Origin of the sequence: Rhizobium sp. AB2/73 (genome assembly GCF_020871915.1) — a bacterium.
Lineage (GTDB): Bacteria > Pseudomonadota > Alphaproteobacteria > Rhizobiales > Rhizobiaceae > Rhizobium > Rhizobium dioscoreae.
This window is the reverse complement of sequence record NZ_CP067071.1, coordinates 426,034-451,174: the sequence shown is the minus strand read 5'-3', so window position 1 is coordinate 451,174 and position 25,141 is coordinate 426,034. Positions and strand designations below refer to the sequence as shown.

30 protein-coding genes are annotated in these 25,141 nt (G+C 60.1%); 8 read left to right on the top strand and 22 right to left on the bottom strand.

All coding sequences use genetic code 11. From position 1 onward, the window contains the following. Nucleotide 1 precedes the first annotated feature (1 nt). The 5 genes from I8E17_RS02300 to I8E17_RS02280 form a co-directional block, all read right to left on the bottom strand. Nucleotides 2-457, bottom strand: coding sequence for a DUF559 domain-containing protein (locus I8E17_RS02300; RefSeq protein WP_083258225.1), 456 nt, complete (start codon nt 455-457; stop codon nt 2-4). Nucleotides 458-860: 403 nt separating this feature from the next. Next, nucleotides 861-2,795, bottom strand: a complete 1,935-nt coding sequence (locus I8E17_RS02295; RefSeq protein ID WP_069612446.1) for a DUF2207 domain-containing protein — start codon at nt 2,793-2,795, stop codon at nt 861-863. 96 nt (nt 2,796-2,891) lie between these two features. After that, nucleotides 2,892-4,148, bottom strand: coding sequence for a 3-phosphoshikimate 1-carboxyvinyltransferase (locus I8E17_RS02290; RefSeq protein WP_176728006.1), 1,257 nt, complete (start codon nt 4,146-4,148; stop codon nt 2,892-2,894). Nucleotides 4,149-4,235: 87 nt separating this feature from the next. Next, the gene (locus tag I8E17_RS02285) at nt 4,236-4,787 is read right to left on the bottom strand and encodes a LemA family protein (RefSeq protein WP_069612444.1); all 552 of its coding nucleotides are present in this window, start codon (nt 4,785-4,787) and stop codon (nt 4,236-4,238) included. Between the two features lie 209 nt (nt 4,788-4,996). Beyond that, nucleotides 4,997-5,956, bottom strand: a complete 960-nt coding sequence (locus tag I8E17_RS02280; RefSeq protein ID WP_069612443.1) for a glycine--tRNA ligase subunit alpha — start codon at nt 5,954-5,956, stop codon at nt 4,997-4,999. Nucleotides 5,957-6,073: 117 nt separating this feature from the next. Between I8E17_RS02280 and I8E17_RS02275 the strand changes: the two genes are divergently transcribed. Then, nucleotides 6,074-6,358, top strand: coding sequence for a hypothetical protein (locus tag I8E17_RS02275; protein ID WP_069612442.1), 285 nt, complete (start codon nt 6,074-6,076; stop codon nt 6,356-6,358). Between the two features lie 8 nt (nt 6,359-6,366). After that, complete coding sequence (locus I8E17_RS02270; RefSeq protein ID WP_229002067.1) at nt 6,367-6,555, top strand: type II toxin-antitoxin system RelE/ParE family toxin; 189 nt, start codon at nt 6,367-6,369, stop codon at nt 6,553-6,555. 76 nt (nt 6,556-6,631) lie between these two features. Here the strand turns inward: I8E17_RS02270 and I8E17_RS02265 are convergent, their stop codons facing one another. The 5 genes from I8E17_RS02265 to I8E17_RS02245 all read right to left on the bottom strand — a co-directional run bounded on the left by I8E17_RS02265 (nt 6,632) and on the right by I8E17_RS02245 (nt 8,997). Then, the gene (locus I8E17_RS02265) at nt 6,632-6,802 is read right to left on the bottom strand and encodes a hypothetical protein (protein ID WP_162750965.1); all 171 of its coding nucleotides are present in this window, start codon (nt 6,800-6,802) and stop codon (nt 6,632-6,634) included. A gap of 1 nt (nt 6,803) precedes the next feature. After that, nucleotides 6,804-6,995 (bottom strand): hypothetical protein, encoded by a 192-nt coding sequence (locus I8E17_RS02260; protein WP_069612441.1) that lies wholly within the window; start codon nt 6,993-6,995, stop codon nt 6,804-6,806. A gap of 16 nt (nt 6,996-7,011) precedes the next feature. Continuing rightward, nucleotides 7,012-7,872, bottom strand: coding sequence for a S49 family peptidase (locus I8E17_RS02255; protein WP_069612440.1), 861 nt, complete (start codon nt 7,870-7,872; stop codon nt 7,012-7,014). A 109-nt stretch (nt 7,873-7,981) separates the two neighbouring features. Beyond that, nucleotides 7,982-8,758, bottom strand: coding sequence for a methyltransferase (locus I8E17_RS02250; RefSeq protein WP_069612439.1), 777 nt, complete (start codon nt 8,756-8,758; stop codon nt 7,982-7,984). Nucleotides 8,759-8,766: 8 nt separating this feature from the next. Next, the gene (locus tag I8E17_RS02245) at nt 8,767-8,997 is read right to left on the bottom strand and encodes a DUF2007 domain-containing protein (protein ID WP_069612438.1); all 231 of its coding nucleotides are present in this window, start codon (nt 8,995-8,997) and stop codon (nt 8,767-8,769) included. Nucleotides 8,998-9,105: 108 nt separating this feature from the next. Here I8E17_RS02245 and I8E17_RS02240 point away from each other — a divergent pair, with 108 nt between their 5' ends. The 4 genes from I8E17_RS02240 (at nt 9,106) to moaB (ending at nt 13,579) form a co-directional block, all read left to right on the top strand. Then, nucleotides 9,106-10,122 (top strand): polyprenyl synthetase family protein, encoded by a 1,017-nt coding sequence (locus tag I8E17_RS02240; RefSeq protein WP_069612437.1) that lies wholly within the window; start codon nt 9,106-9,108, stop codon nt 10,120-10,122. 124 nt (nt 10,123-10,246) lie between these two features. Beyond that, nucleotides 10,247-12,103: a tetratricopeptide repeat protein gene (locus I8E17_RS02235; RefSeq protein WP_069612436.1), complete on the top strand. Its 1,857-nt coding sequence runs from the start codon at nt 10,247-10,249 to the stop codon at nt 12,101-12,103. A 7-nt stretch (nt 12,104-12,110) separates the two neighbouring features. After that, nucleotides 12,111-13,025 (top strand): 4-(cytidine 5'-diphospho)-2-C-methyl-D-erythritol kinase, encoded by a 915-nt coding sequence (locus I8E17_RS02230; protein ID WP_069612435.1) that lies wholly within the window; start codon nt 12,111-12,113, stop codon nt 13,023-13,025. Continuing rightward, nucleotides 13,025-13,579, top strand: a complete 555-nt coding sequence (moaB, locus tag I8E17_RS02225; RefSeq protein ID WP_069612434.1) for a molybdenum cofactor biosynthesis protein B — start codon at nt 13,025-13,027, stop codon at nt 13,577-13,579. The genes I8E17_RS02230 and moaB overlap by 1 nt, the downstream gene beginning before the upstream one ends. Before the next feature lie 31 nt (nt 13,580-13,610). Here moaB and I8E17_RS02220 read toward each other — a convergent pair whose 3' ends face one another. Next, a complete protein-coding gene (locus I8E17_RS02220) occupies nt 13,611-13,919 on the bottom strand; it encodes a hypothetical protein (RefSeq protein ID WP_069612433.1) in 309 nt (102 codons plus the stop codon). Nucleotides 13,920-14,193: 274 nt separating this feature from the next. Beyond that, entirely contained in the window at nt 14,194-14,712 is a 519-nt protein-coding gene (locus I8E17_RS02215; protein ID WP_069612432.1) for a glycosyl transferase, read from the bottom strand. Nucleotides 14,713-14,953: 241 nt separating this feature from the next. On the opposite strand from I8E17_RS02215, the gene I8E17_RS02210 reads away from it, so the two are divergent. Together I8E17_RS02210 and I8E17_RS02205 are read left to right on the top strand one after the other, a co-directional pair. Next, complete coding sequence (locus I8E17_RS02210) at nt 14,954-16,111, top strand: PA0069 family radical SAM protein (protein ID WP_069612431.1); 1,158 nt, start codon at nt 14,954-14,956, stop codon at nt 16,109-16,111. Nucleotides 16,112-16,216: 105 nt separating this feature from the next. Beyond that, nucleotides 16,217-16,876, top strand: a complete 660-nt coding sequence (locus tag I8E17_RS02205; protein WP_069612430.1) for a ribonuclease HII — start codon at nt 16,217-16,219, stop codon at nt 16,874-16,876. Between the two features lie 4 nt (nt 16,877-16,880). Here the strand turns inward: I8E17_RS02205 and I8E17_RS02200 are convergent, their stop codons facing one another. The 10 genes from I8E17_RS02200 to I8E17_RS02155 form a co-directional block, all read right to left on the bottom strand. Next, on the bottom strand, nt 16,881-17,267 hold the full coding sequence (locus I8E17_RS02200; protein ID WP_346016505.1) for a phosphotransferase: 387 nt from the start codon (nt 17,265-17,267) through the stop codon (nt 16,881-16,883). Continuing rightward, nucleotides 17,264-17,644 (bottom strand): hypothetical protein, encoded by a 381-nt coding sequence (locus I8E17_RS02195; protein WP_229002065.1) that lies wholly within the window; start codon nt 17,642-17,644, stop codon nt 17,264-17,266. The genes I8E17_RS02200 and I8E17_RS02195 overlap by 4 nt, the downstream gene beginning before the upstream one ends. Before the next feature lie 169 nt (nt 17,645-17,813). Beyond that, the gene (locus I8E17_RS02190) at nt 17,814-18,305 is read right to left on the bottom strand and encodes a F0F1 ATP synthase subunit B (protein WP_069612429.1); all 492 of its coding nucleotides are present in this window, start codon (nt 18,303-18,305) and stop codon (nt 17,814-17,816) included. Between the two features lie 3 nt (nt 18,306-18,308). Then, a complete protein-coding gene (locus I8E17_RS02185; RefSeq protein WP_069612428.1) occupies nt 18,309-18,902 on the bottom strand; it encodes a F0F1 ATP synthase subunit B in 594 nt (197 codons plus the stop codon). Nucleotides 18,903-18,980: 78 nt separating this feature from the next. Further along, the gene (locus tag I8E17_RS02180) at nt 18,981-19,208 is read right to left on the bottom strand and encodes a F0F1 ATP synthase subunit C (RefSeq protein ID WP_015338972.1); all 228 of its coding nucleotides are present in this window, start codon (nt 19,206-19,208) and stop codon (nt 18,981-18,983) included. Between the two features lie 66 nt (nt 19,209-19,274). After that, nucleotides 19,275-20,027 carry a F0F1 ATP synthase subunit A gene (locus tag I8E17_RS02175; RefSeq protein ID WP_113367242.1) on the bottom strand — a complete coding sequence of 251 codons (753 nt, stop codon included), beginning with the start codon at nt 20,025-20,027 and terminating at the stop codon, nt 19,275-19,277. A 78-nt stretch (nt 20,028-20,105) separates the two neighbouring features. Beyond that, nucleotides 20,106-20,450 (bottom strand): AtpZ/AtpI family protein, encoded by a 345-nt coding sequence (locus I8E17_RS02170; protein WP_069612426.1) that lies wholly within the window; start codon nt 20,448-20,450, stop codon nt 20,106-20,108. 313 nt (nt 20,451-20,763) lie between these two features. After that, complete coding sequence (locus I8E17_RS02165; RefSeq protein ID WP_069612425.1) at nt 20,764-21,942, bottom strand: cell wall hydrolase; 1,179 nt, start codon at nt 21,940-21,942, stop codon at nt 20,764-20,766. Nucleotides 21,943-22,109: 167 nt separating this feature from the next. After that, a complete protein-coding gene (locus I8E17_RS02160; RefSeq protein ID WP_069612424.1) occupies nt 22,110-24,011 on the bottom strand; it encodes a potassium transporter Kup in 1,902 nt (633 codons plus the stop codon). Between the two features lie 17 nt (nt 24,012-24,028). Beyond that, nucleotides 24,029-25,006, bottom strand: coding sequence for a magnesium transporter CorA family protein (locus I8E17_RS02155; protein ID WP_069612423.1), 978 nt, complete (start codon nt 25,004-25,006; stop codon nt 24,029-24,031). Between the last annotated feature and the right edge of the window lie 135 nt (nt 25,007-25,141).

The following is a 25,141-nucleotide window of genomic DNA, read 5'->3' as shown; positions in this document are numbered from 1 at the left end:
GTCAAGGTTCCTCACCCTCTCCTTGAGAGAGAGGGTCGGCACGGCGTGCCGGAGTGGGGTGAAAACGGTCGGCCTCTGCTAGCAAAATTTGCCGCTGCTGCACAATGGCAAATATCGTATCCAGAACAGCCTCAATCTCGTCCATGACCTCGGCATTCCAAAATCGGACAACGTGGTAGCCCTCACTTTCGAGAAATGCCGTGCGCGCGGCGTCATAACGTCTTGCCGCGTCTTCGGCATGCTGGCTGCCGTCAAGTTCGATAATCAAACCTATTTGATGGCAGACAAAATCGGCAAAGTAGCGCCCGATCGGAACCTGGCGGCGGAAGTGGGTGCCTTCGATCGGGATGCGCCAAAAATGCTTCCAGAGCTTGGCTTCCGCATCGGTCGAACCGGCGCGAAGGCGGCGGCTGTTGGCAATTTTGAAGCGATCGAGCTTGGAGGCGGTTTGGGGCATCGAAGATCTCCGTGTTGCTGAGGCAGCGAAGTTGATGCGTCGGGAAGTACACCCTCCCCTTGAGGGGGAGGGTCGGCACAAAGTGCCGGGGTGGGTGATCGCGGCAACCTCCGCAGCCAAAGAATTGTCACCCCCACCCGCCGCTTCGCGGCGACCTCCCCCCTCAAGGCAGGGCTATCGCATATGGAGGCGGACGAGCACCATAAGCTCCTCTCCCCTTGGGGAGAAGGTGGCCCGAAGGGTCGGATGAGGGGGTTGTCGATTTGAATTCATGGATTTTTGTGGTCTTGGCGGGCACCCCCTCATCCGCCTGGCGGCACCTTCTCCCCGCTGGGGAGAAGGGGGACAGCGGCGATCTCCGCTCATATGCGATACCCCTGCCCCTCGAGGGGGAGGTGGTCAATTACCACCCGCCGCCGCCTCCACCGCCGCCACCTCCGCCGGAGAACCCACCACCGCCGCCCCCACCGCCGAATGCGGAAGACGAACGCGATACAGGTGCGGGAATCGTCGAGGCGATCGTGGATGCCATGGAAGAGGAAAAGTCGCCGATCGTGCCGCCGATACTGCCAGGGCGGAAATCGCCGGAATACCAGACCGGCGCGTAGGCTGCCGCGGCTGCACCCGCAGCGGTGGCGAGCCAGGTTTCGAAGGCACTCGACCAGGGCTTTTCGACACCGAGCGCGACAGCATAGGGCAGCAGCTTTTCGAAGTGCTGCGGCGACATCTGCGGCGCGCCCTGCATGTTCATCCGGTCGCGTTCGGCCAGCGTCAGATATTGCCGGAGGCCGGCGATGCCATCCATCATCTTGCGTCCAAGCGGTGTCGGCGCGCCCATCAGGAAATAGAAGACGACGTTGAGCGCAAAAATGCCGACGATGCCCGCCACTAGCGGCAGCAGGCCCGCTTCCCACAGTGGCACGACCGCGGCGGCAAAGCCGTTGACCGCGACGGATACCAATACGAAGCCGAAGAAGGCGCAGATCAGAACGGAAAGAATTCGCTGGCCGAGACTGGCGTTGGGACGCCGGAATCTTCGACCGATGATGTTGGTGAAGATGGTCACGAAAATCGACAGGACACCGGGCATGACGATCAGCGGCACCGCATTTTCATGCAATCGCCCAAAGATGATGATGGACGCCAGGATCAAAACCGAGAGAGCGATACCGGTCACGACATAGAGCGAATTGGCCTTGTAATATTCGCCGCGGTGATTGCGCTCTATCGCGCTGCGGAATTTCGCACCCAGCCGCTGCACCACCTCGCCATTTTCCTTGTCTATGACGAGCGGAGAGAATGGTCCGACGGCCTGCATCAGCACCTTGTCGCCGCCGCTGAGATCGCCGCCGGCCTTGCCGGTGGGGCGGATAACGACCTTTTCCTTCAGATCATCGAGAATGACATAGCCGCGCACGGCAAGGTCGATCGCAGTTGCGGAGAATGCCGTCCAGCCGGAACTGGCGAAGCCCCTGTTATCGATATAGTTCACGAGCGCCGGCGAAATACCGTCAGGCGGGTCCCAGCGCGGGACCATAACACCCGCAGGTGGGTCTCGGCCGACCGCGATCCAGCTTCGCATGTAATAGGCAAACAGCAGGAGCAGCCCGCCGATGGCGATGATCGTATCGAGATGATCCCGAAGGAACCAGCCCCATTGCTGGCTGTCGCTGGGCGGCGCAATCGCTCCTTTGTCCAGCTTGATGGCGATCGTCAGGCCCTCGGCCGTGGCGAGCGGCTTGGTTGTCGCGAAGGTAACAATATTGCCCTGTTGGCTCGCACTCGCGTTCTTGCCCGTAGCGCCGAGCGGCCCCGTAAAGAAGGCAAGCTGCTGCGGCTGCACGCCGTCGGGCAAGGTGACGGTTGCCTTCGCATTGATGATCGGGAACAGCCAGCCGTTGCCCGTCACATTCCAATAAAGTTCGTCGTGGTCACCGAAATAGCGCATCTGTCTGTTGGTGTCATACGTCAGGCGGAATGTATGCGGGCCTGCGTTCAGGATACGATCGGCCTTGCCGATATAGATGCGTTCGCCGCCGCTGATACGCTCGCTGCGCCAATCTTCCGGCTGGCCGTCGCGCTCGACGGAGACCACCTTGAAATCCACCTCGATTTCGCGGCCGTTGGCATCGGTCATCGTCAGCGGGAAGTCCCGGAAGATGCCGCGGCGGATATCACGCCCCTCTGCATTGACGGAGATCGTTTCGACGACCCGGATGGAGCCGTCGCGATGCAGCGCGATTGCCTGATCGAAATTCGTGATGAGCTCGGCTGCCGTCACCGCCGTTGCGCAAAGCAGCAGGCACAGAGCCAGAAAGAATCCGCAAAGCCGTGTCATCACTCCCCCCAAAGGATGGCCGCGGCGCCGCTGCTGCCGGCGCCGCTTTGCGTCGGGAATATGCCTGCGCCCAGCCTTCCCTAAGATGGCGGAGCGTCAGTCTTCGTAGGTGACCCCCAGCGACGCCAGCACGTTCCAATAGGACGGGAAGGTCTTGGCGACGCAATCGGGGTCGAGAATGGTGATGCCGCCGATCTTCAGGCCGGCGAGCGCAAAGCTCATGGCGATGCGGTGATCGGCGAAGCTGTCGATCTCCGCTGGCAGAACCCTGCCGGCAAGGCTCGGATCGGAAGCAACGATCAGATCATCGCCCTCTTCGGTGCCGAGATCCGGGACGATGCGCGACAGGCCGCTCGACAGTGCCCGGACGCGGTCGCATTCCTTGACGCGCAAGTTCTCGATGCCGACGAAGCGCACCGGCGTTTCGTTGAAGGCGGCGAGAACGGCGAGCGTCGGGATCGCATCCTGCATCTGCGAGCCGTCGATGACGGCGGGCAGACGCGGGAACTTCGAGATCAGCTCATAGGCTTTCGCATCCGGCTGAGAGAACTGCTCCGCCGGCGTGCCGAGATCGATCTTGCCGCCGCTGAGAACTTCCGCCGCCCAGAGATAGGTTGCGGCGGAAGCATCCGGTTCGATCAGGAAATCGGCCGCATGATAGCCTGTCGGCTCGACGCGCCAGGCAACCGGGCTCACGCGCTCGACCTTGGCGCCGAAAGCATGCATGGCCGCGACCGTGAGGTCGATATAGCCGACGGCACCGATATGTTCGCCAAGCAGCTCGACATCGACGGCGCGGTCGCCGCCGGCAGCCATCATCAACAGGGCCGAGACATACTGACTGGACAGGCCGCCATCGATTTGTACGCGGCTTGCTTCGAAGCGGCCGATGCCGTTGATGGTGACGGGCGGGCAGCCGGTTTCCGTGGAGGCATCGATGCCGAGCGAGCGCAGCGCGTCGACGAGCGGGCCAATCGGCCGCTTGCGCATATGGACGTCGCCGTCGACGACGACCTTGCCCTCGACCAGCGCGGCAGCGGCTGTCAGGAAGCGTGTCGCGGTGCCGGCATTGCCGAGAAAGAGAGGGGCAGCCGGCGCCTGCAGCTTGCCGCTGCCGGTCACGATGAAGGTCGTGTTATCGGGCTCATCGATGACAACGCCCATGGCACGCAGCGCTTCGGCCATATAGCGGGTATCGTCGCTCTTCAGCGCGCCGGTAAGCCGGCTCGTGCCCTTGGCAAGGCCGGCAAGCAGCAGGGCGCGATTGGTGATCGACTTCGATCCCGGCGGCATGGCGCGTCCTGTCAAAGGCTTGCCCGGCGGGATAATCGTGAGTTTGGCTCTACCCATCATCATTCTCTTTGGTCAGTCAGGAAGCCAGCCGGCGGCCAGCAGTCGGCATCCTTTACCGCCTCACATGAAAAACCGATAGCGGAAATCTCAGAACTTTACCGTGGGAACGGCGCGGTCCGCCTCGTTGGTGATCTCGAAATAGGCCTTCTTGGCAAAGCCGAAGGGGCCGGCGATGAGATTGTTCGGGAAGGTCTCGACCTTGACGTTCAGATCGCGCGCAGCGCCATTGTAGTAGCGGCGGGACATCTGGATCTCGCCTTCCACGCCCTCCAGCGAGCGCTGCAATTCGAGAAAGTTCGTGTTGGCCTTAAGGTCGGGATAGGCTTCGGCGAGCGCGATCACTCGGCCGAGTGCCTGCGACAGCAAACCCTCTACCTGACCTCGGGCGGCGACATCCCCAGACGGCACGGCCTGCGCCTTGTTGCGCAGTTCGACAACCTCTTCCAAGGTCTGGCGTTCGTGGCCGGCATAGCCTTTGACCGTCTCGACCAGATTGGGAATGAGATCGGCGCGGCGCTTCAACTGCACATCGATGCCTGACCAGGCCTCCTCAGCCACCTGACGTGCGCGGACGAGCCCATTATAAGCGAAGACGACATAGAGCGCGGCCAGCACTATGATCGCGAGAAGAATAAGCATCTGAAATCCCCACGGCGACTGCAACCATGAGGACACTAGGCAGATTTGACGGCGATGTCACCCGGCTTTAGCGGCGATACCAACCCACGAGCGGGCCAATGCGGCCCAATTTTGGGAAAATCCGCTTCGGGATCGCCGGGGAAAGATAATATCGCAGCCGCATCGCCGAGGAGCGCGGATGTTCCACGCGCTCCTGCCGCATCCGCGGCTCAGGCCGCCTGCTGGCTCCAGTTGATGCCGCCGGCATCCGTCAGCAGGAATGCCTCGCCGCAAGCCTTGGCCAGCGTGCGCACGCGCAGGATGTAGCTCTGGCGCTCCGTCACCGAAATGACGCCGCGGGCATCGAGCAGGTTGAAGACGTGGCTCGCCTTGATGCACTGGTCGTAAGCCGGAAAGACGCATTTGTGCAGGCGATGGTTTTCGCTGTCGCCGGGGGCGCCGGCTGCCAGCAATGCCTGGCATTCCTTTTCGGCATCGATGAAGTGGCGGTGCAGCATCTCGGTATTGGCATATTCGAAATTATGCCGGGAATATTCCTGCTCGGCCTGAAGGAAGACATCGCCGTAGGTGATCTTATCTTCGCCTTCGAGACCGTTAAAGTTCAGGTCATAGACGCTGTCAACGCCCTGAACATAGGTCGCAAGACGCTCCAGGCCGTAGGTCAGCTCACCGGCGACCGGTGCGCATTCGATGCCGCAGACCTGCTGGAAATAGGTGAACTGCGAGACTTCCATGCCATCGCACCAGCATTCCCAACCCAGACCCCATGCGCCGAGCGTCGGGCTTTCCCAATCGTCCTCGACGAAGCGGATGTCATGCAGCAGCGGATCGAGGCCGATCGCCTTCAGCGAGCCGAGATAGAGTTCCTGCAAGTTTGGCGGATTGGGCTTCAGGATGACCTGATATTGGTAATAATGCTGCAGACGGTTCGGGTTCTCGCCATAGCGGCCGTCGGACGGACGGCGTGACGGCTGGACATAGGCAGCCCGCCAAGGCTTCGGACCCAGCGAACGCAACGTGGTGGCCGGATGGAACGTGCCGGCGCCGACCTCCATGTCGTAGGGCTGCAGAACCGCGCAACCCTTGTCGGCCCAATAATTGTGCAGCGTCAGGATCAGCGCCTGAAAGGAGCGCTTCGGGTTCATATGGTCGGGCACGTTGGCAGTCATGGGATCAGCTACTATCTGCTTGGTGTAGGGTGGCGCGACAGGTGCCACGATAGGAGACAAGGGTCAAGACATGACGTATAGATAGCGCTATGCGTCTCCGCCTTCCTGGAGAAGATAATGAACATCAAAACCGAAATCACACTATCCGAATACCATCTTCGCCTTGCTGAAAAGATAGTCGAGGAAGGTGCGTTTCCATCGATTTCCAGCCTCGTCGAAGCTGCGATCGAGCAGATCGACCAAATAACTCACCATGATGATGCACCCAATGATGCGGTATCCGGCATGGCGGATGAAATTCGCCGGCGCATGGAATTGCCCGAGGATCGGTGGCTCCCTTGGGACGGCAAGGTAATGGCCTCCAGAGTGAAGGATCGGCTGCGCCAGAAATACGCCAAGTAAGTCGGCCCATGCGTTACGCGATAACCAAACATCCGCTTGTCGAAGGTGATCTCTTCGACATCGTCGATTTCATTTCCAGCTATTCAGGTATCGAAGTCGGGCTAGCAAAAATCGATGAAATCACGGAATTCATCGATAAGCTCGCCGACTTTCCACATGTAGGCACAGTGCGCACCGATATCGGGCCAAAGCTGTGAGCAATTCCCGCTTCAGAAAAGGCGGTCGTATGCTTCACGGTAGATGATGCGACCCAGGTCGTCCACATTATCTGCATCAGCTATGCGGGAGCGGATTGGATGTCACGGGTGGAAAAACGACGCTGAGATCCGAATGATTGCTACGCATATTGGCTTCATCGCGATCAAACTTCCAATCGGCGGGAAACTCCAACCTGAACGACTTGACTTTCTCCAAAGCCGACTTCCGCCGCTCTGCTTCGTCCATACTACTTATCCTCGCGCTTCACATGATACTCGCCGGTTTTCGGGTCCTTAACCAGCGTTCCCATCGCGCCGGTGCGGCGTTCCGTTTCGGCACGGCGGGATTTTTCGGCGAGCCGCTGGGCATCGCGGACGAAACGCCGATACAGGAACCAAATCCCGCCGACTGCGATGATGAAGAAGATGATCCGGGACATTAGCCAGCGCTCCCGCTTACAATCCGTACCGGCTCCACAATGCTCTCTCCTCTGCCGCTTCCGCAAGCCCGGATGCAAGCCCGGCGCCGAGGCCATCCATGCTCCCAAGCGAGATGCCCGGAGCCTTGCGGCCGAAAAGGCTGCGCGGCGCGGTAATCAACATAGGCTTGACCTTGTCGCCGAAGCGCTTCCTCAGCTCCTGGCGCATGTCGCCGACGCCATCGATCAGGCCGAGCTCCAGCCCGCGGCTGCCGGTCCAGAACAGGCCGGAGAACACCGTTTCGTCAGCCGAGAGTTTTCCTGTACGACGCTCGAGCACCATGTCGATGAAGACCTTGTGGATCTCCAGCTGCAGGCTCTTCAGATATTCAATGTCCTTTTCCTTCTCCGGCTTGAAGGGATCGAGGATCACCTTGTTCTCGCCGGCGGTATAGACGCGGCGCTCTACGCCGATCTTCTTCAGGAGCTCCGGAAATCCGAACCCGCCGGAAACGACGCCGATCGAGCCGACGATCGAGGTAGCATCGGCAATGATCTCGTCGCCGGCCAGCGCAATCATGTAACCACCGGAGGCCGCAACGTCCTCGACGAAGACAAGGACCTTCTTGTTTTTCTCGGCGGCCAGATCGCGGATACGATTATAGATCATGCGCGACTGCACCGGAGAACCGCCCGGCGAATTGACGACGATGGCGACAGCCGGCGCCGTCTTTATGCCGAAGGCTTTTTCAAGCGCCTGCGAAACACCGGCGAGATTCAGCGACTGACGCAGCGGCCCTCCACCGGAAGAGATGACGCCGCTCAGGCGGACGACGGGGACGATCACCTCCTCCTTGCGGAAGCGCTTCGGAAGCATGCGTCTCAAGAACCCAACCATTCGTCATCCCTGTTTCATGATGTTTGTTGCCCGTGATGTATGCATGGAAATGGCAAACGCAATATTGCGGATCGTATTTGATGCTCTGACGCTGAGGGTGGCCGAATGGCTATCGGCGCGGATACGAAGCGCGGCCGTTGTTCATATCATCGACGAAATCGGTGAATTTATGTGTCCCCTCGCCATGCATGATCAGGGGCGCACGCAGTACCAGTCTTGCCCTCGAACCCTTGATCGCCGTCACCAGGATGCGCACGGCATTCTCACCTTCGCGGGGATGGACAGGGGTGATTTCTATGCCGCCGAAGCGGCGGCCGCAGGCGGCGATGATCTCGCCGATCGATTCCGGCCTGGCGATCAGCGACAGCTGACCGCCAGGGATCATGATCGCGCCTGCTGTGCGGATCCATTTCTCGAAAAGTCCATCCGTCATGGCATGCGCCTCGGCCTTCAAAGTATCGGGCGTCAGCCTGTCGCTGGCATCGTTGAAGGGCGGGTTCATGATGACATGGTGGAAACTGTCGTCGACAAGCCCCGCCTCGTTGCGATCCTTGCCGGTGAGCGTCACATCGGCTTCGATGACCGAGACGCGGCTGGCAAAACGGTCATTTTCCGGCAACGAAAGGCTCTTGCGCGCAAACTCGGCCATATCGGAGGAGCGCTCGAACAAGACGACCTCCGCATGGTCGAGTCTCGAGGCCACAGCCATTCCAGCCGCTCCAGCACCTGCACCGAGATCCGCCACCCGGATCGTTCGCTCATCTGCAACGAGCGCCGCCAGCAACATGGCATCCATGCCGGAGCGGTGCCCTCTACCCTTCGGCTGCACGACATGGAAGGCGCCGCGGTGGAAGGCATCGATGGTTTCGGAGGGCTTGCCGGTCATGGCCGACCTCAGGTCCGCACCGGGCGCAGTTCGTCGCCGAGACCGGCATCAATGAGGATGCGGCGGGCCAGATCGGCACGCTCTTCCTCCACCAGAAAGCGGCGGGGCAGCATGCCGAGCGAACCCTCCAGAACGCTCATCGCCTGATCCGCCACCAGGCAATGGATTCCTGCATCCTTCATCAGACTCTCCGCGAATGAGAGAAGGACCGGGTCGTTGGTGCGGATCAGCTCGTGCATAAGCCTTAGAATTCCTGTCAAATTTACGCGACGAGACAATTCGCCTCTTGCCGCCTCTTTCGCCCCTTCTTATTGTGCTTTGCAGGAAATGAACAGGAGTCCGGATCGTTGGGCGTCGTGATACCGCTGGAAGAAAGCAAGAATAAACTGGCATCCATCAAGCCTTTGGTGGACCTGACCAAGGCGGACATGGAACGCGTCAATCAGCTCATCCTGTCCAAGGCCGGCTCCGATGTGCAGATGATCCCCGAGGTTGCGGAGCATCTGATCTCCTCCGGCGGCAAGCGTTTGCGGCCGATGCTGACGATCGCCTCCGCCGCTCTTTACGGCTATCAGGGCGACAATCACATCAAGCTCGCGACCTCGGTCGAATTCCTGCATACGGCGACGCTGCTGCACGACGACGTCGTCGATGAAAGCGATCTGCGCCGCGGCAAATCCACGGCCCGGATGATCTGGGGCAACCAGGCGAGCGTTCTGGTCGGCGATTTCCTGCTCGGTCAGGCTTTCCGCATGATGGTGGAAGTCGGCTCGCTCGAAGCGCTCGACGTGCTCTCGTCGGCCGCCTGCGTCATTGCTGAAGGCGAGGTGCTGCAGCTTTCCGTTTCCAAGAACATGGAGACGACGGAAGACGATTATCTCTCGGTCATCCGCGCCAAGACCGCTGCGCTCTTTGCCGCGGCGGCCGAGGTCGGCCCGATCGTTGCCAATGCCGGCAAGGCGGAGCGCAATGCGCTGAAGTCCTACGGCACCAATCTCGGCCTAGCCTTCCAGCTCGTCGACGATGCGCTCGATTATGGCGGCAAGGCTGCCGATCTCGGCAAGAATGTCGGCGACGATTTCCGCGAAGGCAAGATCACGCTTCCGGTGATCCTCGCCTATCGCCGCGGCACCGAGAAGGAACGCGCCTTCTGGCGTGAGGCCATCGAAACCGGCGATAACAGCGACGAGAATCTCGAAAAGGCCCTCGGCCTGATCACGAAATACGGCGCGCTGGCCGACACAATTGCCCGCGCCGTACACTACGGCACGATTGCCCGCGACGCCTTGGCGCCATTGCCGGAAACGCCCTGGAAATCGGCACTTCTGGAAGTGATCGATTTCTGCATCGAACGCGTTAATTGATAGCGGCGGCCTGAATTTGTTGCAGGGCCGCTTCAAAAAAGCCATCCTGTTGTGAATCAGTTGACACGAATGCGTTGTGCCGCCGGCGAAGTCGCCGGCCATTCCCTTGATGAAAGGCTTTCTAATGCGGCAGAGACTTGCCATCCGTTTCCTTTCGGGCGTAGCCTTGGCGGCAATCCTTTCGGTGTCCGCCCTGACTGGCGCGCGCGCAGAGGATAAGCCGGCAGCGCCGGAGGCCAGTGCTCCGGTCACTTCTTTCGATCCGGATAGCGTCGATACGTTCGCAGGCGCGTTCCTCGCCGCCCGTACCGCAGATGTCGATCACGACTACGATACTGCCATTGCGCTCTACAAAAAGGCGCTGATGATCGATCCGAGCAATCCGGAAATTCGCCAGCGGCTGATGATCTCGCTGCTGCTGAACGGCAATCTGGAAGAAGGCGTCAAATACGCCAACGAGTTGAAGAGCGATCCTTCGGTCGAGCGTGTCACGACGATCGTGCGCGGCATGGATGCCATCCGCCGCCATGAATACCGCACCGCGCAGGAAATCCTCAAATATAATGGTCCGAACGATCTCGACCGGATGATGACCAACCTGCTCGCCGCCTGGGCGCGCGCCGGATCCGGCCGCGGCAAGGAAGCGATCTCGATGATCGACAAGATGAAGGGCCCGGATTGGTTCAACATCTTCAAGAACTATCATGCCGGCGCCATCGCACTGACGCTGGGCGACCTGAAGTCGGCGCGCTCTCACCTTAACGATGCCATCCTCGACAAGACGGGCGGCGCTACCGCACCTGACACCTTCATGCGCGCCGTCATGGCGCTCGCACGCCTCGAAGCCAAGGCCGGCGACAAGCAGAAGGCCCTGGATGCGATATCCGTCGGCGACAACCTCGTCAGCAATTATGCGCCGCTGAATGCACTGCGCGACAGTATCAGCAAGGGCGATACGCCGGATCAGCAGGTCACCAATGCCAGCGAAGGTGCAGCCGCCGTGCTCTTCACCATCGGTGCCGCGCTGAACCGCGATGGTGCCGAGGATGTCGTCTCGCTCTATCTGCAGATCGCCAATTCCCTCGACCCCAAGGCAGCCGATACGCTGGTCCTGCTCGGCGGGCTGGCCGAAAAGCAGGAACAGACCGATCGAGCGATCGCCTTCTACAAGAAGGTGCCCGATAATTCGCCGATGGCCCGCATCTCCGAGCTGCAGCTCGGCCTCGCACTCGCCCAGGCAGGTAAAATCGACGATGCACGCAAACATCTGAAGGCACTGATCGATTCCGATCCCAACGATGTCCGCAGCTATCTCGCCTATGGCAGCGTCCTTTCGGATGCCAAGGACTTCCAGGCCATGGCCGACAATTACGACAAGGCCGTGCAGATCATCGGCCCGGTACCGAAGCGCAGCGATTGGGCGGTGTTCTTCCAGCGCGGCATTGCCTATGAGCGGCTGAAGAAGTGGGCGGATGCCGAGCCGAACTTCAAGAAAGCCCTCGAGCTCAATCCGGATCAGCCGCAAGTGCTGAACTATCTCGGCTATTCCTGGGTCGACATGAACATGAACCTCGACCAAGGTTTGGACATGATCAAGAAGGCCGTCGATCTGAGGCCGGATGACGGCTATATCGTCGATTCCCTTGGCTGGGCCTATTTCCGCCTCAACCGTTTCGATGATGCGGTGAGCGAATTGGAGAGGGCAGCGCAGCTCAAGGCCGGCGATCCGACGATCAACGACCATCTCGGCGACGCCTATTGGCGCGTCAATCGCAAGCTTGAAGCCGTCTATCAGTGGAACCGGGCGCTCGCCTCGAAGCCGGAAGAAGCCGATATTCCGAAGATCAAGGAGAAGGTCGAGAAGGGCTTGCCGCCGCTCGACAACGACCCGAAGACTGTCGACAAGAGCAAGCTGCCCGATCCAGCACCCGCGCCCTCGCCCGACACGAACGCTCCGGCGCCGGTCGACAAGAAGTCCTAAGATTTCCATGAGCACGATCTTGGCTGCGGGCGATTTCGACCTCACGGAAGAAGCGCCCGCAAAGATCAATCTTGCACTGCATGTCACGGGCCGCCGAGCCGATGGCTATCATCTGCTCGACATGCTCGTCAGCTTTGCTCGCCACGGCGACCGTCTTTTCTTTCGCGCAAGCGAGGATGACGATTTCAGTCTCTCTGGACGTTTTGGCCCGTTGCTTTCGGCCGATGCCGAGGCCGGCGACAATCTCGTTCTCAAGGCGCGCGATCTCTTGCGGCAGGCAGTCAACTCGGCCGGCTTCGATGCCCCCCCTGCCCATATTCATCTGGAAAAGAATCTACCGATCGCATCCGGCATCGGCGGCGGCTCGGCGGATGGGGCGGCGACCTTGCGCGGGCTGATGCGGCTATGGCGCGTTACCCTGCCGGAGGCGACGGTCAAAGCTATCGCCTTGAAACTCGGCGCCGATGTGCCGATGTGCCTTGCCAGCCAACCGCTGGTCGCGCGGGGGATCGGCGAGGCGATAGACCTGCTGCCGGGATTTCCCGCCTTTGCCGTTGTTCTCGGCAATCCGCTTGTCGGCGTCTCGACATCGGACGTGTTTCGGCAGCTCACCCGAAAGGACAATCCGCCACTCTTGTTTCCATCACAGATGCCGCAGCGACACGGCGAATGGATCGACACGATCAAGACCCTGCGCAACGATCTCGAACCGCCGGCACGCTCGATCTGCGGTGAGATTTCAGCGCTCTCCGGCCTGATCGAAAGCCAGGCGCCGATCATGACGCGCATGTCCGGTTCCGGTGCGACGTGCTTCGGTATTTTCAACGATATCGAACAGGCGACGGCGGCCGCCGCTTCGCTTCACAGGCAGCGGCCGGACTGGTATTTCCAGGTAACCGAAACGATCGCGGGAGAGGCATGATGGCAGCGTCAGGCAACGAAAGATCCTTCATTCCCATAGGCATCGCCGTGTTGACCGTTTCCGACACGCGCACGCTCGCTGACGATAAATCCGGCGATACGCTGGTTGCCCGCATTGCGGAGGCGGGCCATAGGCTTGCTGCCCGCGCCATCGTGCCCGACGACAAGGAGCGCATCCGCACGCAGGTGGAAGCCTGGACGAAGGACGATGCGGTCGATGTGGTGATTACCACCGGCGGCACGGGCTTTACCGGCCGCGATGTCACGCCCGAGGCGCTGGAGCCGCTGTTCGAGAAGCGGATGGATGGGTTTTCCGAGGTCTTCCATCGCATTTCCTATGACAAGATCGGCACGGCGACGATCCAGTCACGGGCGACCGGCGGTGTGGCCAATGCCACCTTCATCTTCGTACTGCCGGGTTCGCCTGGCGCCTGCAAGGATGCATGGGACGGCATCTTGAAGGCGCAACTCGACTATCGCCACATGCCTTGCAATTTCGTGGAGATCATGCCGCGCCTCGACGAGCATCTAAAGCGCGGCGCCGGCTCGAGATAGGTCTTCTGCTCAACGCGATATTGCGCGTCGATCATGCCTTCGGCAGAACAGGAATTGATTCCCAAGAATCGCCGGTGAGAATGATGCAGCTCCGGCCGGACACATCGCTCATCAGCAATGTCCAGTTGCCGCTTTCGGCGGCGTAGATCTCAACAATCGTGCTCTGATCGAGCTTGCCGACGGCCGAAAGCTTTTCCGAAAGATGGTCGCCAAGAAACGCGACGATATCGACGCGTTGAGCGCAGGCCAAGGTCACCTGAGCGGCGGCAATACCGGGGAAAAGAGTTGCACTTGCAACGAAGATCGTTGCCATGAGGCGGTAGAGCATCGTGCGTTTCATAACGCACCTCCTTTCGCCGAAATCCCGGCAGAAAAGGAGAGTTCCGCTGACCAGTTCCGCCTGATATCGGCATCTTCATGGTCGGCCGCCTGACGCGACACGCATAAGGTGCCGCCACACGCGAATTATCGCAGCTATTCGCGCGTTTACAAATGGAATCTGCGCGCTAGCGCAGTTCCAGCAAAAGTGCGAAGCGGCTTTGCGTCCGGAGCTGCGTAAAAACAAGAAGATGAAGCGATTTCGCGATTCGAAGAAAGCGGAAACGCTTTAGGCCCTACCGCGCAGCGCGCGCCACCCAGGACGGAATGAGCTCGCTTGAAAGCCGTCGGCCCTTCTGTCCCTTGGCGAACTCCGCCAGCCCCATGCCCGACCTGGCGACGGCGATCGCCTGGTGCTTGGAAAGCAGCAAACCCAGTTCCAGCGGCGCCGTACGGCGGCCGATTCGCTTCAGGAACGGGCGACGATAGCCGCGTGATGCTGTAAAGCGCGCCGGCACCTTGTTCAGCGAGACATATTCGGCGATCTCATCGATCCAGCCGGCTTGCGGCCGCGCGCCCGGCTCGACCAGCAGCAACCATTCGCCCCTCGCAGACCGCAATATATCCTTGATATCCCACTGCGAATAAAAACGGCAGCCGGCAGCATCGGCCACCTTCGATGTGCCGTCCCTGGAACCATGATCAAGCACGACCACGTCGCTGACCAGCCCTTCGACCGCTCCTGCCACCAATGCCGCCAATGTCTGCGCCAGCTCGGGTTCGTGATCCTGGCATTCGATGATGACCGTCAACATTGCCCATTTATAGTGCGGCGCATAATTTATTGCCAGCACCTAACCCTCAGGCTCAAGCGTTTAAGAAAAGCATCATAAACGGCCGAAAATTCTCACAGCCGGCACCGCCGAATGCCTCCTGTGAATGAGATGAAAAATGACGGTCGCGGATTTTTGTTCTTGCAATGTTCTCATTTGTCGGATAGGAATTTAATCATCTTAGACGCGGCATGCGATGGCATGAGCCGCCCTGGAGCTACCGATGAACGAGCAGTCCCTTGCAGGGCAGGCCGCTTTCGCGCCTGCCAATACGGCAGACGTTGCCAACGCTTTGATCGCCGACTCCGGTCTCAGGATCGACGCCGAACGCCGGCGTGGGCGCGGTGCCGGATTGAACCCCAGCGGCCGCTTCGAGCCGCAGCAGCGCGAAGCCTTCGATGACGGCTGGCAGAGCTGGGAGGAGTTGCCGCCCTTCAAGACCGAGGTGCAGGTGGAGAAGCCGCGCACGGCCATTACCCGTAACGAATCCCCCGATATTTCTTTCGATCGTTCCATCAATCCCTATCGCGGTTGCGAGCATGGCTGCATCTATTGCTTCGCGCGGCCGACGCATGCCTATATGGGGCTATCTGCCGGGCTGGATTTCGAATCGAAGCTATTTGCCAAGCCGGATGCGGCCAAGCTGCTGGAGCGAGAATTGGCAAAACCCGGCTACAAGCCGCGCGTTATCGCCATCGGCACCAATACCGACCCCTATCAGCCGATCGAGAAGGAATGGCGGATCATGCGCCAGATCCTTGAGGTGCTGAACCGGGCAAACCACCCAGTTGCCATCGTCACCAAGTCGGCGCTGGTCATGCGCGATATCGATATTCTGAAGGAGATGGCCGCCAAGAACCTTGTGCGGGTGGGAGTATCGGTGACGACGCTCGACCGGAAGCTCGCACGCACCATGGAACCGCGGGCAGCGACACCGCCACGGCGGCTGGAGGCGATCCAGGCTTTGAACGAGGCCGGCATCCGCACCGCGATCATGGTGGCGCCGATTATCCCTGCCCTCAACGATCATGAAATCGAACGCATCCTCGATGCTGGCAAGGCGGCCGGCGCGCAGGAGGCGAGCTATGTCATCCTGCGGCTGCCGCTGGAGGTGAGCCCGCTGTTTCGTGATTGGCTGCTGCAGCACTATCCGGATCGCTATCGCCATGTCATGTCGCTGATCCGCTCCATGCGCGGCGGCAAGGATTACGATGCCGAATTCGGCAAACGCATGAAAGGTGCCGGGCCTTATGCCTGGCAGATCAGCCGCCGCTTCGAAATGGCGACGCGCCGGCTCGAGCTCACCCGCCGCAATATTGCGCTACGCGACGACCTGTTCGTGCCGCCGGATGGCAGCGGCGTGCAGCTGTCGCTGCTCTGACGATCCCTGCGGGTTTTCCCTGTACCCGCTGGAAAAGCCCCTGGCTTCGCCGCCATGATCCACCGGGGGCTTGCAGGAGATCGGGTGGTGTGCGAGCTTCGCCGCATGTCACGCCGTGCACCACCCGATTCTCCAATGCTGTTCGAGGATGTTCCGCTCGTCCCCACTTTCGAGCTGGAGCTGATCGCGCGCCGTGCCGGCCATTGGCCGGTTGCGGGGGCCGATGAGGCCGGTCGAGGCCCGCTTGCCGGACCGGTCGTGGCGGCCGCCGTCATTCTCGATCCAGAGCGTATCCCGGATGGGCTAAACGATTCCAAGCAGTTGACAGCCGCCAGACGTGAGGAACTGTTCGTCGAAATCCTGGCGACGGCAACCGTGTCCATCGCCTCATCAAGTGCCGGCCGTATCGACACGACCGATATACGCAAGGCAAGCCTCGATGCGATGCGCCGTGCCATTTGCGGGCTTGCCGTACCGGCAAGCTATGTGCTGACCGATGGGCTCGATGTACCAGCCGGGCTCGCCTGCCCAGGAAAAGCCGTGGTCAAAGGCGATGCACGCTCCTTCTCCATTGCCGCCGCTTCGATCGTCGCCAAGGTGACACGCGACAGAATGATGGCGCGCGCTGGTGTCGTTTTTCCGGCCTATGGCTTTGCGGCCCATGCCGGCTATGGCACGGCGCAGCATCGTGCAGGTATCGAAGAGCATGGTCCCTGCCCGCTGCACCGCATGAGCTTTCGCCCCTTGCGCAAAGAGGTCGTCTGAGCACTCAGCCCGTCAGCCCCGCGGCGATTTCAGCCGACCGCTTTCTGACATAGGCAACATCTTCTCTGTAGATGCGGTCATGTCCCTCGTGGAGATTCCGACGATATCTCTCGATGCCGCGTGCAGCTTCCCGTTCCATGAAAGCCAAAAGAGCCTCAAGCCGCTCGATTATGACGTCAGGCAACGAGGCGCGCTCGCCAATGGACAGGCCATAGGCATCAACAAAGATGCGGGCACGACCGACTTGGGCGGCAAGTATGTCCATTCCCTCGACGGCGACGCTGGAGGACAGCGGCGCCCAGCGATAGATGGCATAGGCCAGATCCCACATTCGCGGACCGGGATGCGCAGCCTCGAAATCGATGATACCGGTCACTTCGCCATCGTTCAGGACGACATTGTAAGGAGCAAAATCCCCGTGGCAGATGACCTCGCAAGGCGAGCGGGCCGGCAGTTGCCAGTATGATCGGCCTCAAGGTCCCTTACGAACAAGCCAGAACAATCATGATAGCGACGCAGCAGCGATGCAGCCGACCGCAGCGCCATCTCGCCGCGCATATCAATGCAGTCATCGAGATCCCCAGTATCTCCGGGTAGATAGGTTACCCGCTCCCAGGCCTCGTCATATCCAGCCGAAATCGGAGCTGCATCGAATCCATACCGATGCAGCGCAGCCAGCAAGGCGTGCACGCCCGGTGTCCATGCCGCAGCAGGCCTCACGATGAGATCGCCTTGACGAAACGGTTCATCGCCTGCCGCTGCCTGCATCCGGCCCTCCTCAATCTTGTGATTTTGCTGTTGGTTCCGGCAATGATCAACCCGGCAGTGCGGAAATAAAAAACCCCGCCGAATGAACTTACCCCCGAACGTTGGGTGTCCAACTTTCGGGGGTCAGTTCACGAAGCGGGGCTCTTTCGAATTTCGATATTCCCGGAGCTTAGTTCAGCCGCGTCTTCACTTCCTTGACGGCATCGCTGAAGAGACCGGACTGGACGTTTCCATCGGCCTTCTTGGCAAGCACCGATTCAGCAGCGGCGATTGCGAGGTCGACAGCAGCGGAGCGGACCGCCTTCATCGCATCAGCTTCTGCCTGCTTGATCTTCTGCTCGGACAAAGCCGTGCGGTTGGCAACGAATTCCTCGGTCTTCTTGCGAGCCTCGGTCGTCAGCATTTCCGCTTCGCGCTCGGCTGCGGCAACGATGTGTGCTGCCTCAGCCTCGGCTTCCTTGCGCTTGCGCTGATATTCGGCCAGCAGGTGCTGGGCCTCTTCGCGCAGGCGCTTGGCTTCCGCCAGCTCGTTGCGGATCTGATCAGCACGGTCGTCCAGCGACTTTGCCATCATGCCCGGAACCTTCAGGTAAACGATCAGGCCGAGGAAGATGAGAAGGCTCACAAAGGCGAAGAAGGTGTTGTCTAAAGCGAACTCCATGGATCACCCCTCCTGCTTGGCGGCGGCTGCTGCAACCGCAGAGGCGACATCGGCCTTGCCGGCGACATTGCCGACCAGCTGCTCGACGACGGCACTAGCCGTCTCCTCGGCAATCGCACCGACATCACCGAAGGCTTTCGCCTTGATTTCAGCAATGCGGCCTTCTGCGGCCTTGAGCTTCTCAGCCAGGCTTGCCTCGATCGCCTTGCGATCCTCTTCGGCCTTGGCCTTGGCGGCATCGCGGGCAGTGGCGCCGATGGAATTCGCCTTGGCGCGCGCAGCGGCCAATTCGCTTTCATAGGTCGCGACGGCGGCATCGGCTTCAGCCTTCAGACGCGAGGCCTCTTCGATATCCTGAGCGATCCGGTCGTGCCGGCTTTCCAGAATGCTGCCGACGCGCGGAATAACGATCTTCTGCATGGCCACGTAGAAGATGACGAAGGTGATCACCAGCCAAAACAGCTGTGACGGATACGTCGTATGGTCAAACGGCGGGAATACGCCGCCGTGATGGCCTTCATTCGGCGCACCCGTTTCCGTGTGCACCGCTCCGGCGGCCGGCGGTGCTTCTTCAGCATATGCCGGGGTCACAAACATGCTCACCTCCAGGTGGTCTGCAAATACAAAGAATCACGGCTCGCTGCCCGCGAACCGTGATCTATGACGCCGCTGATATCAGACGGCGAAGAGCAGGAGGAGAGCGACGAGCAGCGAGAAGATGCCCAGAGCTTCCGTAACGGCGAAGCCGAATACCAGACGGCCGAACTGGCTGTCAGCAGCCGACGGGTTGCGCAGTGCGCCGGACAGGTAGCTGCCGAAGATATTGCCGAGGCCGAGAGCCGTGCCGGCCATACCAAAGCAAGCCAAACCTGCGCCGATGAACTTTGCTGCTTCCGCGTCCATGTTGAACTCCTTTGAAATGGTTGTGCGGTGAATGACTGACGCCTTTAGACGCCAATGTCTTTATCCTTAGTGGCCGCCCGGATGGATTGCGTCGTTGAGGTACATGCAAGTCAGCACCGCAAAGACGTAAGCCTGAAGGAAGGCGACAAGGAACTCGAGACCGGTGAGGGCGACGGTCATGATAAGAGGGAGAACAGCCCCGCCGATACCAAGCGCGCCGAGTGCTCCGAGCGAGGCGACGAAGCCTGCGAACACCTTAAGCGTGATATGACCGGCCAGCATGTTGGCGAAAAGACGAACGGAGAGCGAAACCGGACGGGACAGGAAGGAGATGATCTCGATCGCCACCACCAGCGGCAGAAGAACACCCGGAACACCCTGCGGGACGAAGATCTTGAAGAAGCCGAAACCATGCTTGATCAAGCCGTAGAAAATAACGGTAAAGATGACAAGCAGCGCAAGCGCCAGCGTCACGATGATCTGGCTAGTGACGGTATAGAAGTAAGGAACAAGGCCGAGCAGGTTTGCCGTCAGGACGAACATGAAGAGAGAGAAGACCAGCGGGAAGAACTTCATTCCCTTTGTCCCCGCCCCTTCTTTCAACATCGAGGCGATGAACTCATAGGCCATTTCCGCCACCGACTGCGAGCGCGTCGGGATGACGCCGCGCGGCGCACTGGCGAAATAAAGGAAGCCCACGGAGATAACTGCGGAGGCAACCATGAACAGCGAGGCGTTGGTGAACGAAAAATCAATTCCGCCGATATCGATCGGGATAATCTTGAAGATCAGGAACTGATGGGTAGGATCGTTTGCCACCGCTTGTTCTCTTTCATTTTTCCGCTCCACCGAGCGGATGCTTCTCATCTGGAAACAGCGCCGCAGCGTTGCTTCCGCTCATTTCTTATCAGGCCTGCCCTCGCCGGGCACCGGTGTCGCCACCTTGCCCGCAGAGCGCAGCACATTCAAAACGCCGGCACAAAATCCGAGAAGCAGCAAGATAATCATGCCCCACGGCGTCGTACCGACAAAACGGTCGAAGACATAGCCCAGAACGGCGCCAACGATGATTGCGGCTATGAACTCGCTGGAAAGCTTCATCGCCTGAGCGTAGCCCTTACGGCTTTCCTCGGCGCGAACCTCCCCGCGTTCACCCTCTCTCACCGCAGCGCGCTTGTTCGCCAATTCGGCTCCCAGCTGCGCTCGCCGCTGTTCCAGACCCTCGTCGCGGTCATCCGTCATGATGGCATCCTCCCCAATTTCGCTGCGCGTAATCCCTATACCCCGGTCAACGCGTAAACGAACGGCAGGTTTCGCCACCTTTCGGCCCGTTTTGAAGTCGCGCGCAACATAGTTTTAGGAAAAAGCATAGTCAAGGCGTAGACACCATCTGTCCAGCCATAAATTAGCCCAATTAAATCATGAGTTTAGACTGAAAGAGCCATATTGACCGAAAACTGAGCGGAAGAATCCTCTTCAGCCCACGCTTTCCTGTGGCTTTTTTGCGAGGGGAAGCGGCCCTGCCTAGGGTGTCAATCTGCCGGAACCGGGCGCATCAGCTCCAGCCGCCGCCATAGGTCCTGTAAAAGATGTGCATGCCTATGCGGCCGACCTTCACCATTTCGGCAGCCCATTTCGGCCGGACATAGACAGCATGATAATGAGTGGCGGAACCGACTTCCGGCAGCCAGATCTTGCCGGCGGTCACGGCCATGGCGACCTGACGGGCAATGCGCCAGTGTTCGGGAGAATTGACGCGCTCCTTGACGTTGTCGCAGGCGAAGGAAAACTGGCAAGCGTTGGTCCAATCCTCGTTCTGATAGACGACGCCGCAAATAGTCTTCGGGTAAGCCGGGTTGCGGACACGATTGAGGATGACCTGGGCAACGGCCGCCTGCCCTTTCACAGACTCGCCCCTCGCTTCGAAATAGATGCCGGTGGCAAGGCACTGCTGCTCGTCGGGCGAGAAAACCGATGGCGGCAGGACATTGGCGGCCCAGGCATGATCCTTCGGGCCGATCTGCGGCACGAAGCGGCCCTCGCCGTCCTGATCCTTGGCGAGAATGGAATCGAAGGGCGAGACACGGGCATAGTCCGGCGCCGGCGAGGCATAGGCGGCGGCCAGAACATCGGCATTCTCATTGGTGACCAGATTGGCGATATAGGCCGGCACGCTCTCGTCCGGCTTCGGCGGCTCTTTCTTATAGAAAGCGGTGGCAATCTGGATTTCCTTGCCGCCGAGTTTCGGCTTCAGGAAGGCGGTGCGCTCGCCGGTTGCCGATTCCGGCCGAAGCAGCAGGCTTTGGCGCTGCAGCACGGAGCCTGCGGAGAAATCCTTTGGCGGCTGCATCGGCGTGATGGCCACCACCCTGCCTTTCTTGTCCTGCCGGTTGATGCGCTCCTCATCGGGCCGGGGATCGCTACCCTTGGCTTCGGATTGGAACGCGACGCGGCGTCCATCTGCCAGCATCAGACCGCCATCGCCAACGGCAGCCGACGCCTTGACATCACCGAAGGCCAGTTCCGCCTGGTGGGTGGAGCCGGCTGGCGAGTCGGTCATTACCATGCGCCAATTGGCCCCTTCCCTATCGATCCCGGCAAGCAAGCTGGCAAGATCGCCATAGGCTGCCGTCGATGGAAAAATAAGCCAGGCGCAAAGCCCGAAGACGGCTGGAGAGGTCCAATTTTGTGGCAGGAACCGCGACTTGCGGCTGATGGAACGCGAGCGAGACAACACCGGACTCCAAACGGCACTCGAAACTAGGAGCCGGAATAATCTCCCATTAACCTTGATGGATGGTTAATTCGGGCGAATCCATGGTTATGCAGGCGGTAAACGGAAAACAAAAAGGCCCGGCGGATATCCACCGGGCCTTTGAACAACCAGCAAGGATATCCGTGTCAAATGATGACGTGCGAGCCCAGTTCTACAACGCGGTTGGCAGGCAGGCGGAAGTAGTCGGAGGGGTCGGTCGCGGCGTTGGCGAGGGCGATATAAAGCCGGTCCTGCCAGTGCGGCATGCCGGACTTCGCGTCCGGCACCAGCTTGCGCCGGCCGAGATAGAAGGAGGTCGACATGATATCGAACTTCAGGCCCGTCTTGCGCAGGGTTGCGAGCGCCTGCGAGACATTCTGCGATTCCATGAAGCCGAAGCGCAGCTCGACGCGCGAGAAACGGTCCGAAACTTTCTCGACCGTATAGCGGTCCTCCTGGGCGACGCGCGGCTTGTTGATGGTGCGGATCGTCAGGATGACGTTCTTGTCGTGCAGGACGTGATTGTGCTTCAGATTGTGTAGCAGCGCGGCGGGCGCAGATTCCGGATCGCTGGTCAGGAAGATCGCCGTGCCGGGCACATGCGCGGGCGAATGATCGCTCTTGCGCTCGATGGAACTAACGAAGGACGACAGCGGGATATCGGTGTGCCGCGTCTTTTCCATCAAGATCGAGGTGCCGCGGCGCCAGGTCCACATGATCACGGTGAAGGCCGTTGCGATCATGACCGGAACATAGCCGCCGTCGTGGATCTTCAGGAGGTTGGCGCCGAGGAAGACGAATTCCAAGAGCAAGAGCGGCGTGAGCACGGCAACCGCCATCGGCAGCGTCCAGTTCCAGCGGACCCGGACGAATTCAAATGCCATGATCGAGGTGACGACCATCGCGCCGGTCACCGAAATACCATAGGCCGTTGCCAGCGCATCCGAGGTCTTGAAGGCCAATACGAGGAAGATGACGCCGAAGAACAGGACCGTATTGACCGATGGCAGGAAGATCTGCCCGGTATTGGTCTCGGAGGTAAAGAGGATTTCCATGCGCGGCAGGAAGCCGAGGTGAATCGCCTGACGCGTGAGCGAGAAAGCACCCGTGATGACGGCCTGGCTCGCAATGATCGTCGCCATCGTGGCAAGAATGACCACCGGCAGAATTGCCCAATGCGGATACATCAGGAAGAACGGATCCGACATGGCCATGGGATCGCGCAGAACCAGCGCGCCCTGACCGAAGTAGTTCAAGGTCAGCGACGGAAACACCAGTACGAACCAAGCCCACTGAATCGGGCGGCGGCCGAAATGGCCGAGGTCAGCATAGAGCGCTTCCGCGCCCGTCACCGTCAGGAATACGGCACCGAGAACGACGACGCCGAGGAAGGCCTCGCGCATCAGAAAGCTCACCGCGTACCAGGGATTGAGCGCTGCCAGAATGCTGTAATCATCGGAAATGTGCATGATGCCGGCTAGGCCCATGACGATGAACCAAAGCGCCGTGATCGGGCCGAAGAAGCGGGCGACCGCGCCGGTACCATGTGACTGGATCGCGAAAAGCAATGCCAGGATCGCCACCGATATCGGCACGATATAGTCGGACAGCTTCGGCGTGACGAGCTTCAGCCCCTCGACAGCGGAGAGAACGGAAAGCGCCGGGGTGATCATCGCATCACCGAGGAAGAGCGCGGCACCCAAAAGGCCCAGCAGCATCAGGATGGCCGTGTGGCCATTCGCCGTCTTCATCAACAGCGCTAGCAGCGACAAGGTGCCGCCTTCGCCGTCGTTGTCCGCACGCAGCAGAAAAAGGACATATTTGATCGTGACGATGATGGTCAGCGTCCAGAACATCAGCGACACGACGCTGATGACTTCGCCGCGCGTCAGACCGTCGGCGGCCACCGGCTTCAATGCTTCGCGAAAGGCATAAAGCGGGCTCGTACCAATGTCACCATAGACAACGCCGATCGAGCCGAGGGCGAGGTATGCGAGGTTACGAGCGTTCATTTTCCCGTCGGGAGAATGATGGGTTTCGTTAGACATTCAGGATCACTAGACTCTCAGAGCCAGCCTTTCCAGCGAAAAAAGAAAAACGGAACGATGGCGGAAACCACCATCAGCAACAACGATGTCGGGTAACCGTAGGCAAAGTGCAGTTCGGGCATATGCTCGAAATTCATGCCGTAGACGGACGCTACGAGCGTCGGCGGCAAAAACACCACCGAAGCGATCGAAAAGATCTTGATGATGGCGTTCTGCTCGATATTGATCAGCCCGAGCGATGCATCCAGCAGGAAGGTGATGTTTCCCGCGACGAAGGATGCATGCTCCGACAGTGACTGCACATCCCGCGAGACGTTGCGACACAGTTCCCTGGCCTCGTGGTCCTGCTGCATGGCGGGGATGGTATGAAGAAAGGTCAGCAGCCGGGACAGCGAACTCAGACTGTCACGCACCTTGCTGAGCGTACGGTGATAGCCTGCGATGTCCTTGAGCTTTTCTTCCAGATAGTTCGCCGGGCGGCGGATTTTCTTTACACGATCGCCGAACACGTGCACCGACAATATATCGATACCCGCCACGGTCTGTTCAAGGACCTCGGCGGTACGGTCAGCGATGGTTTCGAGAAGCTTGGCAAGAAGCGCGACACCCGTGCGCCGCTCCTGCGGAATACGCTGCAGTGCTGCGATGAAGAGCGCGAAGGACTTCGGCTGCGCGTAGCGGATGGTGACCAGCCGATGTCCCGTCAGGATGAAGGCGACATCGGTGAGCGTCGGCAGATTGGTGTCGGCCTTCCACAGCAGCGAGGCCGTGAGAAAGACAGAGCCGTTTTCGACATAGAGGCGGCTCGACGGCTCGATGTCCTTCATGTCCTCGCGCGTGGGAACCTCGAGCCCAAGCAGGCGCTCGATACTGGCCTCTTCCTCACGCGTGGGATCGACCATATCGATCCAGACGGCATTGTCAGGCAAGCGGTCGGCGGCCGAAAGATCGGGCAGCTGAAGCGGCTTGGAATCTGAGCAATAGGCAGTTATCAACTGCTTGCTCCCACAGCAGCGAAGAGGAAGCCGCCATCAAGGCGCCTTGCGCGCGCTTGCCCCGATCCCACTGATGGCCAATGAAAAAAGCTCATAAAACCCCGGTCGTATCCCGCCGGTCCGGCCGGGAATCCG

Coding starts and splice junctions, on each gene's coding strand:
- I8E17_RS02300 (WP_083258225.1), bottom strand. CDS start 457: ATGCCCCAAACCGCCTCCAAGCTCGATCGCTTCAAAATTGCCAACAGC.
- I8E17_RS02295 (WP_069612446.1), bottom strand. CDS start 2,795: ATGACACGGCTTTGCGGATTCTTTCTGGCTCTGTGCCTGCTGCTTTGC.
- I8E17_RS02290 (WP_176728006.1), bottom strand. CDS start 4,148: ATGATGGGTAGAGCCAAACTCACGATTATCCCGCCGGGCAAGCCTTTG.
- I8E17_RS02285 (WP_069612444.1), bottom strand. CDS start 4,787: ATGCTTATTCTTCTCGCGATCATAGTGCTGGCCGCGCTCTATGTCGTC.
- I8E17_RS02280 (WP_069612443.1), bottom strand. CDS start 5,956: ATGACTGCCAACGTGCCCGACCATATGAACCCGAAGCGCTCCTTTCAG.
- I8E17_RS02275 (WP_069612442.1), top strand. CDS start 6,074: ATGAACATCAAAACCGAAATCACACTATCCGAATACCATCTTCGCCTT.
- I8E17_RS02270 (WP_229002067.1), top strand. CDS start 6,367: ATGCGTTACGCGATAACCAAACATCCGCTTGTCGAAGGTGATCTCTTC.
- I8E17_RS02265 (WP_162750965.1), bottom strand. CDS start 6,802: ATGGACGAAGCAGAGCGGCGGAAGTCGGCTTTGGAGAAAGTCAAGTCG.
- I8E17_RS02260 (WP_069612441.1), bottom strand. CDS start 6,995: ATGTCCCGGATCATCTTCTTCATCATCGCAGTCGGCGGGATTTGGTTC.
- I8E17_RS02255 (WP_069612440.1), bottom strand. CDS start 7,872: ATGGTTGGGTTCTTGAGACGCATGCTTCCGAAGCGCTTCCGCAAGGAG.
- I8E17_RS02250 (WP_069612439.1), bottom strand. CDS start 8,758: ATGACCGGCAAGCCCTCCGAAACCATCGATGCCTTCCACCGCGGCGCC.
- I8E17_RS02245 (WP_069612438.1), bottom strand. CDS start 8,997: ATGCACGAGCTGATCCGCACCAACGACCCGGTCCTTCTCTCATTCGCG.
- I8E17_RS02235 (WP_069612436.1), top strand. CDS start 10,247: ATGCGGCAGAGACTTGCCATCCGTTTCCTTTCGGGCGTAGCCTTGGCG.
- I8E17_RS02230 (WP_069612435.1), top strand. CDS start 12,111: ATGAGCACGATCTTGGCTGCGGGCGATTTCGACCTCACGGAAGAAGCG.
- moaB (WP_069612434.1), top strand. CDS start 13,025: ATGGCAGCGTCAGGCAACGAAAGATCCTTCATTCCCATAGGCATCGCC.
- I8E17_RS02220 (WP_069612433.1), bottom strand. CDS start 13,919: ATGAAACGCACGATGCTCTACCGCCTCATGGCAACGATCTTCGTTGCA.
- I8E17_RS02215 (WP_069612432.1), bottom strand. CDS start 14,712: ATGTTGACGGTCATCATCGAATGCCAGGATCACGAACCCGAGCTGGCG.
- I8E17_RS02210 (WP_069612431.1), top strand. CDS start 14,954: ATGAACGAGCAGTCCCTTGCAGGGCAGGCCGCTTTCGCGCCTGCCAAT.
- I8E17_RS02205 (WP_069612430.1), top strand. CDS start 16,217: ATGTCACGCCGTGCACCACCCGATTCTCCAATGCTGTTCGAGGATGTT.
- I8E17_RS02195 (WP_229002065.1), bottom strand. CDS start 17,644: ATGCAGGCAGCGGCAGGCGATGAACCGTTTCGTCAAGGCGATCTCATC.
- I8E17_RS02190 (WP_069612429.1), bottom strand. CDS start 18,305: ATGGAGTTCGCTTTAGACAACACCTTCTTCGCCTTTGTGAGCCTTCTC.
- I8E17_RS02185 (WP_069612428.1), bottom strand. CDS start 18,902: ATGTTTGTGACCCCGGCATATGCTGAAGAAGCACCGCCGGCCGCCGGA.
- I8E17_RS02180 (WP_015338972.1), bottom strand. CDS start 19,208: ATGGACGCGGAAGCAGCAAAGTTCATCGGCGCAGGTTTGGCTTGCTTT.
- I8E17_RS02170 (WP_069612426.1), bottom strand. CDS start 20,450: ATGACGGATGACCGCGACGAGGGTCTGGAACAGCGGCGAGCGCAGCTG.
- I8E17_RS02160 (WP_069612424.1), bottom strand. CDS start 24,011: ATGTCTAACGAAACCCATCATTCTCCCGACGGGAAAATGAACGCTCGT.